Origin of the sequence: Peptoniphilus sp. HMSC062D09 (genome assembly GCF_001811425.1) — a bacterium.
Classification (GTDB): Bacteria; Bacillota; Clostridia; order Tissierellales; family Peptoniphilaceae; genus Peptoniphilus_A.
The window spans coordinates 1-15,695 of the sequence record NZ_KV804738.1 but is presented as its reverse complement, the minus strand read 5'-3'; the positions used below and the strand labels follow the sequence as shown (position 1 = coordinate 15,695).

General features: G+C 33.9%; 18 protein-coding genes. All 18 read right to left on the bottom strand.

What is annotated here, in order from left to right; translation table 11 throughout:
* Positions 1 to 77 precede the first annotated feature (77 nt).
* The 18 genes from HMPREF2801_RS07255 to HMPREF2801_RS09225 all read right to left on the bottom strand — a co-directional run bounded on the left by HMPREF2801_RS07255 (position 78) and on the right by HMPREF2801_RS09225 (position 15,271).
* Positions 78 to 2,279 carry a phage/plasmid primase, P4 family gene (locus HMPREF2801_RS07255; protein ID WP_070611455.1) on the bottom strand — a complete coding sequence of 734 codons (2,202 nt, stop codon included), beginning with the start codon at positions 2,277 to 2,279 and terminating at the stop codon, positions 78 to 80.
* Entirely contained in the window at positions 2,280 to 2,666 is a 387-nt protein-coding gene (locus tag HMPREF2801_RS07250; protein WP_070611453.1) for a DUF7768 domain-containing protein, read from the bottom strand.
* A complete protein-coding gene (locus HMPREF2801_RS07245; RefSeq protein ID WP_060802384.1) occupies positions 2,659 to 2,859 on the bottom strand; it encodes a hypothetical protein in 201 nt (66 codons plus the stop codon). The genes HMPREF2801_RS07250 and HMPREF2801_RS07245 overlap by 8 nt, the downstream gene beginning before the upstream one ends.
* Before the next feature lie 12 nt (positions 2,860 to 2,871).
* A complete protein-coding gene (locus tag HMPREF2801_RS07240) occupies positions 2,872 to 5,730 on the bottom strand; it encodes a DNA polymerase (protein ID WP_070611451.1) in 2,859 nt (952 codons plus the stop codon).
* Positions 5,705 to 5,905 (bottom strand): hypothetical protein, encoded by a 201-nt coding sequence (locus HMPREF2801_RS07235; protein WP_070611449.1) that lies wholly within the window; start codon positions 5,903 to 5,905, stop codon positions 5,705 to 5,707. Before HMPREF2801_RS07235 ends, HMPREF2801_RS07240 begins: the two co-directional genes overlap by 26 nt.
* 9 nt (positions 5,906 to 5,914) lie before the next feature.
* Positions 5,915 to 6,457 (bottom strand): DUF2815 family protein, encoded by a 543-nt coding sequence (locus HMPREF2801_RS07230; RefSeq protein ID WP_070611447.1) that lies wholly within the window; start codon positions 6,455 to 6,457, stop codon positions 5,915 to 5,917.
* Entirely contained in the window at positions 6,447 to 6,944 is a 498-nt protein-coding gene (locus HMPREF2801_RS07225; protein WP_070611445.1) for an HNH endonuclease, read from the bottom strand. The genes HMPREF2801_RS07230 and HMPREF2801_RS07225 overlap by 11 nt, the downstream gene beginning before the upstream one ends.
* Complete coding sequence (locus HMPREF2801_RS07220; protein ID WP_070611443.1) at positions 6,941 to 8,059, bottom strand: DUF2800 domain-containing protein; 1,119 nt, start codon at positions 8,057 to 8,059, stop codon at positions 6,941 to 6,943. The genes HMPREF2801_RS07225 and HMPREF2801_RS07220 overlap by 4 nt, the downstream gene beginning before the upstream one ends.
* Positions 8,059 to 8,355, bottom strand: a complete 297-nt coding sequence (locus HMPREF2801_RS07215; protein WP_070611442.1) for a hypothetical protein — start codon at positions 8,353 to 8,355, stop codon at positions 8,059 to 8,061. The genes HMPREF2801_RS07220 and HMPREF2801_RS07215 overlap by 1 nt, the downstream gene beginning before the upstream one ends.
* Entirely contained in the window at positions 8,297 to 8,668 is a 372-nt protein-coding gene (locus HMPREF2801_RS07210; RefSeq protein WP_070611440.1) for a hypothetical protein, read from the bottom strand. The genes HMPREF2801_RS07215 and HMPREF2801_RS07210 overlap by 59 nt, the downstream gene beginning before the upstream one ends.
* Positions 8,656 to 9,174 (bottom strand): sigma-70 family RNA polymerase sigma factor, encoded by a 519-nt coding sequence (locus HMPREF2801_RS07205; RefSeq protein ID WP_070611438.1) that lies wholly within the window; start codon positions 9,172 to 9,174, stop codon positions 8,656 to 8,658. The genes HMPREF2801_RS07210 and HMPREF2801_RS07205 overlap by 13 nt, the downstream gene beginning before the upstream one ends.
* 334 nt (positions 9,175 to 9,508) lie before the next feature.
* Positions 9,509 to 9,673 carry a hypothetical protein gene (locus tag HMPREF2801_RS09360; RefSeq protein ID WP_002834910.1) on the bottom strand — a complete coding sequence of 55 codons (165 nt, stop codon included), beginning with the start codon at positions 9,671 to 9,673 and terminating at the stop codon, positions 9,509 to 9,511.
* A 72-nt stretch (positions 9,674 to 9,745) separates the two neighbouring features.
* The gene (locus tag HMPREF2801_RS07200) at positions 9,746 to 10,531 is read right to left on the bottom strand and encodes an ImmA/IrrE family metallo-endopeptidase (RefSeq protein WP_070611436.1); all 786 of its coding nucleotides are present in this window, start codon (positions 10,529 to 10,531) and stop codon (positions 9,746 to 9,748) included.
* A gap of 2 nt (positions 10,532 to 10,533) precedes the next feature.
* The gene (locus tag HMPREF2801_RS07195; RefSeq protein ID WP_009431575.1) at positions 10,534 to 10,905 is read right to left on the bottom strand and encodes a helix-turn-helix domain-containing protein; all 372 of its coding nucleotides are present in this window, start codon (positions 10,903 to 10,905) and stop codon (positions 10,534 to 10,536) included.
* A gap of 459 nt (positions 10,906 to 11,364) precedes the next feature.
* Positions 11,365 to 12,138 (bottom strand): hypothetical protein, encoded by a 774-nt coding sequence (locus tag HMPREF2801_RS07190; RefSeq protein WP_070611434.1) that lies wholly within the window; start codon positions 12,136 to 12,138, stop codon positions 11,365 to 11,367.
* A gap of 47 nt (positions 12,139 to 12,185) precedes the next feature.
* Positions 12,186 to 13,106 carry a recombinase family protein gene (locus tag HMPREF2801_RS07185; protein WP_009430130.1) on the bottom strand — a complete coding sequence of 307 codons (921 nt, stop codon included), beginning with the start codon at positions 13,104 to 13,106 and terminating at the stop codon, positions 12,186 to 12,188.
* Positions 13,107 to 13,341: 235 nt separating this feature from the next.
* Positions 13,342 to 15,018, bottom strand: a complete 1,677-nt coding sequence (locus HMPREF2801_RS07180; protein WP_070611432.1) for a recombinase family protein — start codon at positions 15,016 to 15,018, stop codon at positions 13,342 to 13,344.
* Between the two features lie 91 nt (positions 15,019 to 15,109).
* The gene (locus HMPREF2801_RS09225; RefSeq protein ID WP_000376605.1) at positions 15,110 to 15,271 is read right to left on the bottom strand and encodes a hypothetical protein; all 162 of its coding nucleotides are present in this window, start codon (positions 15,269 to 15,271) and stop codon (positions 15,110 to 15,112) included.
* Positions 15,272 to 15,695: the final 424 nt, after the last annotated feature.

The following is a 15,695-nucleotide window of genomic DNA, read 5'->3' as shown; positions in this document are numbered from 1 at the left end:
ACTTTTCATTAATTAAGAAAAACTTTTTTCTATACAATCATCTTTATTTAGCCTATAAATGCTACACTAAGATGCATTTATAAAAAGTCGTCTTCCGACTCCATTAAATCATTGATGGCTATACCGGCCCATTCAATTCCCCTATTTGTCCTTTTCTTTTCATAACCTTCTGCTATAAGGGCTCGTGAAAAATCTCTATTGTTCCTAATGTATTCTCCATTTGAACCAGCCCACTCACGATAAACTTGATATAACCTTGCACTCATTTCTTTATAATTTGTTCCTTTTATGCATTTATCTGAAATAAAATGGTTTATCCAGTCATTTTCTTCTTTATATGATCTTTTAGCATCATCTACTACATTACACTTTGGATATTTAAAGCCTGCATCTATATATTCTTTTGCTCCTTCAATCATCCACTGTAGAATTGCCCCACCTGCTTTTTCTAGGAGCTTATCTATATAGTCTGTCTTAGGATTTTTAATGGCGACAGAAAATGGAGCCACCACAATTCTTCTCCAGGTTCCTCGATCATTAGATCCTACCTTTGGTAAATGATTTGTATAGAGAATAGTAGAATGTGTTGGTGTAAATGAAAAGGGTGCATAGTATTTTCTTTCTGCTGAAATATCATCAACACTTGCTATCTGCTTTAGCATAGAACTTGATAACCTTTGACCCTCCTCTGTTTCAGAAGCTAGAATAAATCTCTTACCACATAACTCAGCAAGATCAACCTTCACATTCTTTGCTCTTGTTGTTAAAGACTCAGCTGGGATTTTACCTGCATAGTCTCCAAGAACGTGAGCCTCTGAATTAAAAACTGTAGACTTCCCATTTCCTCCATCTCCGTAAGCTATAAGGAGTGCTTCTTCATAAACATGACCTATTAATGTCGACCCTGCATGGAACTTTAAGAAATTAATAAACTCATCATCTCCACCAGTTACATCCCTTAAAGTATCTATCCACATATCCATATTATCCTTACTTGGAGCTAGGGCAGTAATCTTCGTGCAATAGTAAGACGGGTCATGCTCTTTTATTTCACTTGTTTTTAAATCAATAACTCCAACAGGTGTATTTAAAATAAAAGCATCTGCATCAAGTTTTTCATTTTTAACTTCTAACAAAGACTTAGCTAGTTTTAATATTCCAGATACTTTTCCATGGTCATTCATTTTTTTAGCAAAATTGAGATAGGCTTTTGCACTATTTACCTTTAACTTTGCTTGTGCTTTTTCTTCCTTATTTCCCATCATTTCAGCATCTGCTAATTCTTGATAGACCACTTTAAATTCTATACTTGCATTTTCTAAAACTTTTTTAGCAGTCTCCATATAAAGACTCATTACTTTTAGTTCAGAATCTTCCCACTTCTTGCCCGTCCAATAAAGCCAGCCTTGAGATATCGTGTAGATAGCTTTATCTTTGTTATGCTTAGTAAAGATTTCAGCCATTGCTATATCTGTAAGTTTCTCAGGCTTATATTCCTCATATCTTTCATTGTATTCTTCAGGTGGCACATAATCTTCACTCGCCGCCACCTTTTTATAGAATTTACAAGCAGACCTCCATATTTGTTCTAGTTCATCATCTGGAAGTGGTGGTGAGCAAAGACTAGCTTTTTTATCGAATAATTCTCTTGCCTCATCTGTATTTCCATATCGAATTAGAATCCTACCAGCAAAATGGTTCATAGTTGAATTTCTAGAGCCTTGCTGAATTAAGTCTTGAGAGTTATCGAAGTCTTCAAAGTCATCTTTTAGAATATCAGTTATATATTTCCTTCCCCTAACTATTTCAACGGCAGGATTCTTAACTCCAAAGAAAAACCTCGCTCCATCTAGTGCATTACCATCAAAAAAAGTATAAGTCTCTGCCAAGCTTTCTTTTATTTCTACATATTCAGCTAAATTTGTGATCTTAGGAATTGGAAAATATATGTGCATTCTTGATCTTGCAGCTTTTCCATTTTTTTCTTTTCTATGGTTTCTGCTGTAAACTATGGCAAATTTAACTCCGTCAAATATTCTCTTTAGGTCATTAGCTGAAATCCAATCATCTGGATTTTCTGAATGGTCGTTGTCTATATCCATGGGAACACATTCTGACTCTATAAAATTATCGTTGGATCTGTATGAATTTTTATACTTAGCCATTACATGATCAAAACTCGCAGCTTTCTCAAATGACCTAACATCTACTGTATTGACCTCATTTGGATAAACACAATTTGACTCAACTCCTATTAAATTTGAGGTGTATATTTTCAATTAGGATACCTCCTTTATATAGCGAATCTTCATTTTTCTCTTCTCAGCAACTCTTATTTCTTCATCCATTCCAGGACTTATCTTGTCACCAAAGACCCATACTTCTTCACATTTTCCAAGAAGGACATAATTAAAATGCATGGCAAGTCTTCTCTCACTTTCATCACTCATAAACTGAGGAAATAAAAGATGTGGTGCTATGGGAATATTTCCTTTATCTAAAGCATAGCGAGAATAAGTTTTTGCCTTGATTACATTATTTTCTACATCTCCAGAAAATGGACTGCAGATATATACCAAGGGATAGTACCTCTTCTCTGCATTTTTAATTGCTTGATAAGGAGTGGGATCCTTGCACCCACTCCTGTTGTATAGTTCTTTATTCATAAATATCCCTCATTGTTTCACTACAAGTATTACAGCAAACTTGAGTAGAAACTAAATCTCCTTCTTCCAATACTTCAACTAAATCTACTCGAACTTCTTTTCCGCACTTTGGACAGGTGCAAAAGACATTCTCATCATTTATTTCAATGCTTATTTCCATAGAATCATTTATTTTTTCTTTAACATAAAACATGAATAAACCTCCTTAGTCTTTCTTATAAAATTCACTTTCAAATCCATCTGCATCTAAGATAAGTCCAGGTGCCCAACTAGGAACTAAAGACATAATTTGATTTACTTCCTCGATACTAGATGAATCGCTTTCTATTACAACTTCGTCATGGATATGCATGACGATATTAAATCCTTTTTTCTCAAGTCTCATCATAGCCTCAGCTAAAATATCTCTGGCTATTGCTTGAACTATATTTTCTACAAATTTACCGCCGTAGGATTCTATCTTGTCCCACTTATTTCCAACTACGATTCCTTCATAGACTACTGATTCTCCACCAAATCGATTCATCCCGATTTTTGCTTTTGGATAAGCAAGCCTTCTTTTTGAAGGTAGTTCTATAAATAGGATGCCTTTTTCATAGCTAATAATTAGGTTATTATATTCTTCTTTAGCCCTTGTCTTCACAACTCTTTTTACGAACGAATCTATGTCCCACCAAAGACTCACTATATTTGGATTAGCCTCTCGCCAGGAATCAACTATTGATTGAAGTTCATCTTCAGATAGCCCCATTTCTATAGCACCCATAGCCTTAAGCGCTCCCACAGAGCCACCATAACCACAAGCAAGCGTTGCTACCTTACCTTTTTGTCTTAAGTCTCCATTTACTCCATGTTTTACAACAGGCACACCAAACATCTGACTTGCTGTAGAGCAGTAGATATCTTCTCCATTTTTAAAGGCATTAAGCACCCAGTCTTCTCCCGCAAGCCAAGCTAGAACTCTTGCTTCAATTGCTGAAAAATCGGAAACTATAAATCGGCATCCCTCTTTTGGAATAAAGGCTGTTCTTATCAGTTGGGATAACACATCGGATGGTGAGTCATAAAGCATTTCTAAGCTTTCGTATTCTTTATTTCTTACAAGACTTCTTGCAAGGTCTAAATCTTGTAGGTTATTTCTCCTCAAATTTTGTACCTGGATAAGACGTCCTGAATTTCCTGTAACCCATACTCTTCCATTTCTCCTCACTAAAAAGAAACCTGTTGGAGTCATAGCACAGTAGACCATTCCCGTATAGTCTATTTTCTTTGCTTTTCTTTGTATTTGATGTGCGTTTTTAGGTCTTAACCAAATGTCTAATATATATGCATCTTGCCAATTGTTATGAACTTGCGATCTTTTCTTTATACTCATTTGACATGCTCTACCACTTAGATGAGCAAAGGCCTGTATTATATCTGCATTTTTCCTATTTACTGTAGAATACTGAATGCTGTTTTTAGCACTTTGATATCCGTCCCAATGAACAAGTTCATCAAAGAACACGTCTGCACTTTCATCAAATAGCCATGTTTCAAATGTTTTGTTTTCAAACATTCTAAGCCACAAAGGTAGGTGTCTAGAGTAGATAGTAAAAACATATCTTTTCTTTGACTTATCCATATATTCTTTCAAATTAAAGCAAATTTCTGCTTTTCTCAAAAGACTTTTACATCTTTCAACTTTTCTAAGTTTTGAAAAAGAAAGTTTTATATTTCCTTCTGCAGTATAATGTCCATCCGCTTGAATCATAATAAGAACTCTAAGCTGAATATGATCTAAATTTGACTGAACTTGTCTATATCCAGTAAATGGAATAGCTGGATGTGCATAATTTAGCATCTCGGATATTTCTCCAACTCTCCACTCACTCTTATAATGATTTTTAAAATACATCTTGTGTTCAGTTGTGCTTATTTGAGATATTCTTTTATCTTCATAGAAAACCATTTGTCCACTGAATGGAAACTTAACCATTTCAGACTTTTGAAAAGATATTTTTTCTCCTATGGTATTCCAACAAGCAATGTTCCCTCCATTCCATTTATCAAGTCTAACCCAGCCTTTATCAGTTAAAACTTCGTGATCTCCAGTTAAACAATATCTTCCTGTACGATTTGCCCCATAAAATTGAAGGAGCCCTCTCACACGTTTGTCATTTCCTTTTACATTTTTCATAGCATCATATTTTCTAACTGAAGACTTAGATAGTTCTTGTCTAAGTTCCAGTACTTCTTTAATATGACCTTCAGCATTTTTAAGAGCAGACTCTACATATTTTTTAGCTAAGGAATCTATCTCTAAGCCTTTTTTATTAAGCCATTCTTTTAGCTGTAAAGGAGAGTTTGGATTCTCAAGACCAGTTAATTCTATGGCTCTATCCATATTTTCTTCTCGTAAGATTTCATCAAATTTAATAGCTGAATCAACTAAAACTTCATCTATTAAAATTCCTCTATCATTGATGTTTTGGTCTACCCAGTAGTTTTCCCATTCTGATTGAGGCATAGGAAAGGCTGATAGTTTTTTCTTTATCTCCATTTCTGTTTCCACATCTCTTTTGTTATATTCTTTAAAGGTAGACCACTTTTCTAAGTCGTGATGTGGTAGATTTCTTGTCCTCATACCATTAGTCTTAGTTGGTTTACAAGGAATAGAAAAATATCTTATAAGAGCTTTCCCTTCATTCATCTTTTGCTTATCTAGCTTCAAAACCTCTCCTACTTTTTCAAGAGATAGAGGTAGACCAAGATAAGCTGACCAAATCATGGTACAATACCAGCCTTGAGGTTTTAATCTCTCTCCAAGAAATTTTGATAAACACACCCTTTCAAAATTTGCATTAAAGGCCCACTTTTCTACGTTTTCATCACTAAGGGCTGACAATATTTCTTCAGGAATAACCTCTCCACTTGCCAAATCTATGACCTTAACTTCTCCATCATCAATAGAGTAGGCAAAGAGGAGGATTTCAAAATCCTCACTCTCGGCATATTTGTATACACCACTTTTGCCTAAATCAACTGAAGAATAGGTCTCAAGATCTATGGACAATTTTTTCATAGCTATCACTAAGCTTTGTTAATTCTGCTAAATTATTTTTTCTATCTTCTTTTATTTGTTTTTCTATTTTTCTGATATCTCTATCTAGTTCTTTTAACTGAGCTTGTAAAAATCCAAGCTTATACCATAAAAAGGACCAAATAGCTAAAACTATCGCTGTAATTAAATAGTCCATTTCTACCTCCTATTCTAAGAAATCTTCATCATCGCCCATTGCATCAAAGTCATCTGCTGCATTAGACCTATTTCCTAGAGGTTGACCATCTCTTAGTTTTTGAATATTCCCTAGCCCAACCGCTACGCCCTTATTGCCATTTACATTGTAGGCATAGAAATTAAGGGATACCCTTGCATAAACCCCTGAGTAGACTTCACTTCTATCAAGAATAGGCTCTACATTTCTATCTACAATTTGAGGTGCTGTCATAGAGTTGGCATTTAAGAAATATGCATCAGCATATGCTTCATCATCTTTTTCTGTATCACCATCTCTTAATGGAAGTTTGATAGCTTTCTTATTTGGTTTCTTTCCATTGAATTTAGAAAGTCCTTCATCAATAGCAGCATCTACTGCCTTTTCAATCTTTTCGATTGTCTTTTGGTCGCTCTTTGGGATAATGACAGATACTGAGTATCTTTCTTTACCACCATTGATTGACTTTGGTTCCCATCCGTTAAAATATGATAATCTAACTTCACCTGTAATTACTTTTGTTTTATTTTGCATAATTTTCCTCCTGAATTATATTTAATTTTGCAAATCTACCATGATACTTTTTTGCCGCTTCGTTGTACGCCATTGCAGCGTCTACTTCTTTATCAAAACTACCTAAATAAATATGCTTTTCATTTATTCTGATGCACGCTTGCCAACATCTATCTCTAATATGAAAAGTAACTCCCTTATATCTAGAGTGAGATTTCATGTTAAACTTTTTTCTATTAAAAGAATTTTCTTGTCTAGTTGCTAGCCTCAAATTAGATCGTCTATTATCTAATCTATTCAGATTTATATGATCTACTTCCATATTCTCTGGAGCATTTAGAATTTGCCTATGCATTCTAATATGGCGAGATTTATTCTCTGGATTGTGTCTACAGGCATATAACTGACCTGGATGACCGCTGGCAAACCACTTATATTTTGATAGTTCTTTGTAATCTTCATCGTCAACTAATGCATAAAGTCCTTTTGTAAGTGGTATTTTTTTCATTCCTTAACCACTCCAAATTCTTCTTTAACATTGTCAATTTTTACTTCTTCTCGCTTGTCATCAATACTTACTAAGGTCAACTTTCCTTTTGGTTTTTCTAATAAGTTGCTGATATTTTCATCAAAGACTTTCTTACCTAGTAACTTAGTCATAGCTGTGATGCCAAGTAACTTTTCTTCAAAGGGATTAAATCCCAGTTCTTTTACTTTTTTTACAACTTCATCTTCATCTCGGTATTTTCTATTTGACCTACCTTCGACAAGTTTTAGGTTCTTCCATCTATGGCCCTTCATTGCTCTTTCTAAAGCATAGGCCTTGATATCTTTGACCCATTGCTCCATTTCGTCTAGTCTTGGTAGAATCTCTTCAATTTCATCGTCAGATAGTTCTGGTGGTAGAGTAAATTCATCTTGTGCTAGTTTCAGATTCTCTTCTGCTCTTTTCCTGCATCTGTTCTTTGCTTTGCAAAAGATGCACCATTCTCCACGTGAGAATTCTCCTTCTCCTTTGTAAGCTTTCTCTGCAATCTCTCGTACAGATTCTCCCCACTTATAAAGTTCTGTCTTTTTAATTTCATAAGTTGATATGTTACATCTTCTTGGTTGATAGATATGAAGAACTACTTTCTCGATATCATAAATTCCATCGAAGAGAGTCAGAGCACCAAGTCCGTATAACATGAGTTGTGTGTTTTCTTCAGCATCTACTAAAACTCCCTGACCATACTTTAAGTCAATTACATGAAGGTCTTTTCCTCCAACAACTACACAGTCAGCAGTTCCAAAGGACTCCTTAACATAGTCTGATAGGTCAAGTCTTTCTTCCACAAAGACGGCTGGACTTTCGTATCTACTTACTACTTCTGTCACATATGAAGCATATCCCTCAGTTAGCTCATCCATTTCTTCATCATAAAAATCTAAATCCTCTGTCGGGTCTTTAGTATCTAAACCTAATAACTTCTTTAGTTTATATTCTGCTAAGGCATGAGCCGATGTGCCTTCAAGTGCATAGGGACTAACTTCATCTTCGTATTTTTGAGAGAGCCTAACGCTTGGCGGACAGTGAATCCATCTATTAGAAGATGATGCTGATAAAATAGCGTGAGCGCCCATTACAACTTCTCCACATCTGCTACCAAGCTTTTATAGTTACTTGGATCAATCTCAGATAACTTTTTAGCCCCATACTTTTCTAAAAGTTCTCTTATTTTAGCTGTATGGCCTAATCTTGATTTATCGGCTAGTATCTTTCTAACATCTTCAATCTCGTAGGCCTTTTCTTCTTGTTTTACCTTTTCATCTTTAGGCAGTTCCTCATCACTTTCTAGTGCTGTTAGAAGGACACCTATACTAGATGCAAGATTCTCTGCATCTTCTTTGATTTCCATCAGTAGCTTTATTCTTGACACTTTTTTCTCCTTTCTCTGGTTGCATTAATTCCATAGCTATCTTCTTGGCAACAATTGAGATGGCTATTAAACTTTCTGCCATCTGTTCGTTTTTTACTAAGTCCACTTTGTTCCTCCTTTCATACTCCTTGGGACATTCATTAAATTTTTGAGTAAGATTTCTCCTCTCATACTCCTTAGGACATTTGCCTTCATTTTGAGTAAGTTGTATATCCTCATACTTCTTAGGACATCCTGTTTGTATTTGAGTAAGACTTCTTCCCTCATATTCCTTAGGACATCTAGTAAGTTTTTGAGTAATTATTTTTTCCAAGGTCTCAATTTCTCTTGAATCTTTGGTAAATGCTTATTTTTGATGTTATTAACTGTTTTTTGGGATATTCCTACTACTTCTGCGACTTCTCTTTCTTTCATTTCGTAGAGAAAAAGTAGTTTTAGAACTTTTTTATCTCTTTCAGAAAATTCACTAATGACTTCTAAGAATGCTTCTTCTAGAAGTTTGTACGTTACTATATCCTCAGTATTTTTAACGCTAGTTACTTCAAAGTCGTATTCTTCTTCTGCGACATCAAGGGATAAGGGAAGACCATATTCTTTTGTTTCGACAAAGCCTGTTTCTAAACTTCCTGCTTGGACATAGTTTCCATTTTTCTCAGCCGCTGTTTTAATTCTGTCTTTATCTTGTAGTTCTTCTAAATTCTTATAAGCTCTTTGGATTCTCTTTTTTTCTCTCCAGATTGGTTTCATATATTCTTTGTAGACTTCTTCACTAACTTCGATTTCTTTGCCATTTATTTCTAAATATCTTTTCTTTGCCATCTTTTGCCTCCTTGCAAAATCTCTAGATCCGCAAGAAGGCCATCCGTAAAAACAAAAAAAGACGGCAATAGAAAACCATGGTTTGGTTTTCCGACTGCCGTCTAGCGTTCTTGCGGATATCTTTTACTTATTTAAAATTTTAATTTCGCCTTTAACTACATAGGCTATGGTTGTACTTTTACCTCGCCTGATAGTAAGCTTTTTCTTGTCTTCACTAATATCACAGACTCTTTTTCCTTCTTTGTTTCTTATTTCTATAGGATCACCTCCTTAATATAAAAATAGCCAGATGAGTTTCCTTTTGAATACTCATCCGGCTATTTGATAGTTACATTTACTTCTTTGCTCGGTATGGTTTTTTCTTATTTTTGTTTGATATTTCCAGTGTTGAGATTTTCCCACAATGTGGACATTTTGCTGCTATCTCTATTTTCTCTAAAGGAATTCTTGATACATCAAAAAATCTCTTTTTACAGACTGGACATGCCATTTGTTCCATAATACCTCCTTATCTTTCCTTGTTAGCTTCTTTGCTAATTTCTTTCTTAAAAAAATATAGCTAAGCTATATTTTAAAAACTAAATTCGTTATATAGTTCTTTTGTTAATTCAAAGTCATTAGGTGCATAGCCTAATACTTTTAATCGAACTAATGCTGCTGTTTTTGATACTTGGAATTGCTCTGATACTTTCATGATGAAATCAAATAGATAAGTCTCATCCTTAATATGCTTATCATAGCCCAGATAGTATAAATACTTTATAATCGCTTTTTTATTCATCAAAAGACAAGAAGCAAATGTATTCCCCTGCCATTCTATTGTATCCATAAATCCCCAGCGCTTAGTTTTCTTCTTTTTAACATCGCCAGTTCGACAAGCTAGTGAAGCAGGCTTTTCTTCTTCATTAAAAAAAGATAGTTGGTTTGGATCTCTGTAAAATACACACGGATGAATTACACCATGTCCACATTCATGAGCTAGGGTAAATCTTCTAAATCCTTTATCTCTTGGATTGTCTAATTGCTTATCTATTAGAATAGTATTGGCTCTATCTGTAAGATATTCTAGTTCCCATTGTCCAGTTTCAACATTTGGCATTAGGCTTTTCATTGTTCGTATTACTTGGTCATCATTAAAGACCATCATTCCTGCATAGCATCCGTTATGAGATAAGTAGGCATACTCAACATTAAACCCTAAATCAAATTCTGCCAGTCCCTCAATATCTACTGCTTCAAAATTCTCTATTGCAGAAGGACAATATTTATTAAGAATATTCTCGGTCAGTGATTCAATTTGATCTAAAGTGATAAATGGAGCACCTGTACTTGATTTGCTGAAGTTATATTGATACATGCCTACCTCTCTTTTTCAATTTCTTCAATGAATTTTATCCACTCTTCTTCTTTAACATCTAAGTCTCTAGCCTTTCTCAAAGCTACGCTTAAGCCTTTAGTCTTTAAAATATACTCTGGCAAATCAGGTGCCACCGTATTTCTTTGCTTTCCAGCTAAATCCATCATAATGGATGATTCTTCTTCATCCAAGTTTAATATTTTAGCAATTTGGTTCAACCTATCTAAGTCAAAAGAATCTCTTTTTCCTTTCTCTACATCGCTTAGATACGGTGAGGAAATATTAAGCCTGTCCGCCATATCCTTTAAGGTGATTCTTAAATCCTTTCTCTTCTGAGAAATAAAATTCCCAAAAGTCAGTTCGTGATTGTTCATGATTACCTCCTATTACTTTATTAGCTAATCTGCTAACTTGTTTATATTTTACAACTTATTAATTGCTGTGTCAAGTCCTAATATCTATTCTGTTCACTCTCCCTATAAATATCTATCCTGTCTACACACCCCTACGATTTTTACTATTAATATGTTCCCACAAGGTATTTTTCAAATAGAAAAATGGCTTTTAAGATTTCTTCTAAAATCCTAAAAGCCATTGATTTCAACAGTCTTATAACCTCTTATCTCCTTTTCTTGACATCAATACTACACTCTCCACGTGTGATAGTTAGGTTATATTCTACCTTGTTTTTATTTCATAAAACCGCTAATTATTCTTGTTTTACATCATTATCGTCTACACCAACTAATTTTTTGATTAGGCTAATATATGACTCAACTATAGAAAATGCTAAAAAGTAATTATTATTTCGTTATAAGCTCTCTCATAAGATTTTATCTATATAGTAATGAGTTGTATTTTACCAACTTTATTTCTGGTGTATTCCCACGAGAAAAGTCGAGATACCCTAAAATTGCTATATCATATTCTTTAGTCTCATCTATTTTATCTTCAAATCTTCCACGAAATACTTTTGTTTTATATCCCCATGTCTCCTCTCTTCTTTTGGTATAAATCAATAGTTTGAAAAATTCTTCAGATGGCTTGACTTGTCCCTCTTGCTCTGCTTGTTTCACTAGCTCAACCTTTAATTTAACTTTACCATAAAATATAAAAACTTTGCCTTCATATTCTTTATCTAACCACATACTAAGACTCTTTCTTGGGATTGTTCGTTGTATTGAATTGCCCCCGTTAGAACTTTTTATAATAAGTGGATTATCTCTTTGTGCCTGGCTATTTATATTAATGTCTTTTGATGTGTCTCTATTCATCAGCATATTTAATGCTGATTCGAGCTTATCTCGAATTTGATTATCATTCATTGTTTCTACATACTCAATTATTTGTTTTTTACTAGCATAATCATAATTATAAGAACAATTGTCTAAATGATTTGAAGTAGGCTCTTTTGATAAGTATTCACGGTTCTTTGATGTTTTGTGTGTAAAAGCTAGTCTGGCTTCTTTACATTCTGGACATCTCATATCTCCTTTATAATAAGATATGTCACCGTTATTTTTTTCATAATGCGCTTGAACTTCATCTAATTTATGAATTTGACCGTCTTTAACAAAATAAAAATCATCAAATTGTTTTCTTTTCACTATCTCACCTCATTTATTCCTTCACTTTTGTATTTATAGTTGATGCATTATCTCCTATATTTATTTATAGAGCTATATTTTCTACTCTTTCTATTATTCTCCTCATCAATATTACTCCTACTTGATTTTTCTTCTTGAACTTTATTAAATACTTCCTCTGTAATAATTGCTTCGTGATTATCTTTTAGAAGATAATAATTTTCTTTATTTACTGAATCTAATAATTTTACAGAACCTATATACTTTTCATTTTCTAACATGGTTTCAATACTTCTTTTTGGCCATTTGTTTTTCCCTGTTGGGGATTTAATCTTTTCTTTTTCAAGTTCTTTGACAATGCCTATGATACTTTTCCCATCTAAGTACCAATTAAATATTTTCCTGACTACTTTTGCTTGTTGGAAGTTTATAATTAGTTCTCCATTCTCATCATGATCATAGCCATAGCACTTTCGATTATAAAGTTTTGATGTGCCTTGTGCTGCTCTTTGCTTTAGACCCCATTTTATATTTTCACTTCGCTGTTCGTTTTCTGATTGTGCCAAAGATTCCATAATGGATATGATCATATCAGTATCATCTTCTTGGCTATCTAAGTTTTCTTGTTCAAAGATAATTCTTGCACTGGCTTGCTTAATTACTTTTAATGCTTCTAAAGCATCTACTGTATCTCTACCAAATCGACTCACGCTCTTTGTAACGATTATATTAACGTCTTCTTTCTTTATGCCTTCAAGCATTCTGGAGAATTCTTTTCTACTAGATTTAGTTTTTCCTGATGCAATATCAATATAAATATCTACAAGCTTCCAATTGGAATAATGGGAGGTAAGTCTAGTTAAAGCAGATATTTGTGCCACCAAACTATTTAACTGGTCTTTATCTGTCGTACTGACTCGTGCATAGATTCCTACTCGCTGGATTTGGAATTGTTTTTTAGGTAATATCAGATTTATTTTTTTATTCATATTGAACTCCTTAATTCAACCTAATTATTATTATATCATTTTTATTATATGATAAGTAGCCTGATATTATCTATCCTGTTCACTCTCCCTAAAATATACATAGTGTCTACACACCCTGCAATAATCTACACTTGAAGTGTTCCCACAAGGTGTTTTTCTAATATAAAAATGGCTTTTAGGATTTCTTCTAAAACCCCAAAAGCCATTGATTTCAACAGTCTTATAACCTCTTATCTTATTTTCTTGACATCAATACTACAGTCTCAACGTGCTCATCATTGTCCAAACCTATGTTGAGATTTTCTTCTATAATCGGAAGCTTGAAAGTAATTGATTTTAGCCATTGTCCGTTAGGCTGTTTTTCTTCATAAACTTGAATTTCAGAAATCAAAGCTGTAATTAACTGTCTACGCTCTACATCATTCATGACTTTATAGAGCTTATCAAAATAGATCAGAACCTTATATATGTTATCTCCTGTAAGCTTTTCAGCTTCAATAGTCTGTTTCTTTGCTTTCGCATCAATTAGTGATGATTCTAATTCATCTATTTTGTCATACATGCGATAAAGTCTGTCGTCTAAATCCTGTTTCCTTCTCTTATAGTGCTTATCTTCAACATCTAAATTATCTATTTCCTCAATTAGCTTAAACTTTGTAGAATGACACTTCCTCAATTCCTTTTGGTAATTATCTATTTCTGTTTCTATTTCAGAGGTATCCACCTTCATGTTGATTTTCTCTTGCATCATAGAAGCAAATTTCGGATTACTTACAATCTTGACAATTACCTCTGCAACAGCATCATCTAACAATTCTTCTCTAATTTGCTTACGGAAAGTACACTTATGACCTCTTATCATCTGCCTATGTTTACAACCATAGTAATAAAAATCTTTATACTTTGTGCCATCTTTCTTTTTCTTGATACACTTGTTTCCAAACATTCCCACTCCACATATCGGGCATTTTACAATTCCAGAAAGCAAGTGTGTGCGTGTATCTTTTCCTTTATTCACATGCTCATATTTCTTTGCTTGAGATTTTAGCTTAACCTGAGCAGCTTGCCAAACTTCATCGGAAACTATAGCTTCATGTATCCCTTCAGATATTAGATACTCATCTTGTTCAACCTGCTTATATTCATTTCTTGTACCATGAACTTTTTCTAAAGTTCTTCTTCCAAATGCTATTTTCCCATTATATACAGGATTCTTTAATATCTTTCTTATAAGACCTGCATCAAACAAAGGATTCTTACCATTCTGTCTTGGGATTTTTCTAATTCCATGATTCTCTAAGTATTTAGATATCCCATTGGCTCCTATCGTAGTATTTACATACTGGTCGAAAATCGTTCTTATGGCAATTGCCTCTTCCTCATTTATAAATAGCTTGCCATCTTCAAGTTTATATCCATACGGAGCAAAGCCGCCATTCCATTTTCCTTCCCTTGCTTTTTGAATGCGACCTTCCATTGTTTGAATACGTATGTTTTCTCTTTCTATTTCAGCCACAGCTGATAAAACAGAAATCATTAGTTTCCCGGCATCTTTAGATGAATCAATGCCATCTTCAACGCAAATAAGATTAACTCCATAATCCTGCATTATCTGAAGTGTAGAAAGAACATCAGCGGCATTTCTTGCAAATCTTGATAACTTAAACACAAGAACAAAAGACACTCCATCTTTTCCAGATTTTATATCTTCCATCATTTGATTGAACTGAATTCTACCTTCAATAGACTTGCCAGACTTTCCGGCATCTTCATACTCTCCAACAATTTCATAATCGTTGTAAATAGCAAAAGCTTTCATTCTTGATTTTTGTGCCTCTAACGAATACCCCTCTATCTGTATTGACGTAGATACTCGTGTATAAAGATATACTTTTATTTTTTCTTTTGACATAGCATTAACCTCAATATAATTTTTCTATATCATATATAAATTTTTGAATTTAAGTTTGGACTATCATTTCAAGTATATTATAACACCTTTATTAGTCCGCCTCAATTAGTGTTTTTGCCATGTCAAAACTATTTTTAATCTCTTGATTTTTTGCTGGCGTTGGATCGGGCAGATTATCTAAATCTAAAACACCAGCATATTTTGTAATCAGATTTGCTATTAAATCAGCCAATCCATTCCAGTCACTATCCACAGACACCCCTCCTTCCTTTACAAACTTTCTATAATCAAAATATGTTTTCTTCTATAATTTAAGTTTAACGACTTTGGTAGGTGCTTGGCAGCAACATAGGAATCTCACCTCCGCCTCTTATTCCAGACGAGCCGGCTTAAACTATTGAAGTATCATTATCACTACTTGCTTCATTGAACAGGTTGCCAAATCTGTTTTTATGTATTCTTATTTATCGCTCGCTTTCTTGTTTCCTTGATTTCTCAGTATTCATAAAACCGAAATTATTCTCAGCAGAAAGGTCATGGCGTAAGTCATAATCCTCCACAAGTAGATAAAGTCCTACCTTGGTCTATTCAGTTTTCAAGGAACAATAGCCTAACGGCTTTAAGAGAGATTCTCTTCAACTTTATGATTTTCATCACTTCCTTAAATAAAATATAAG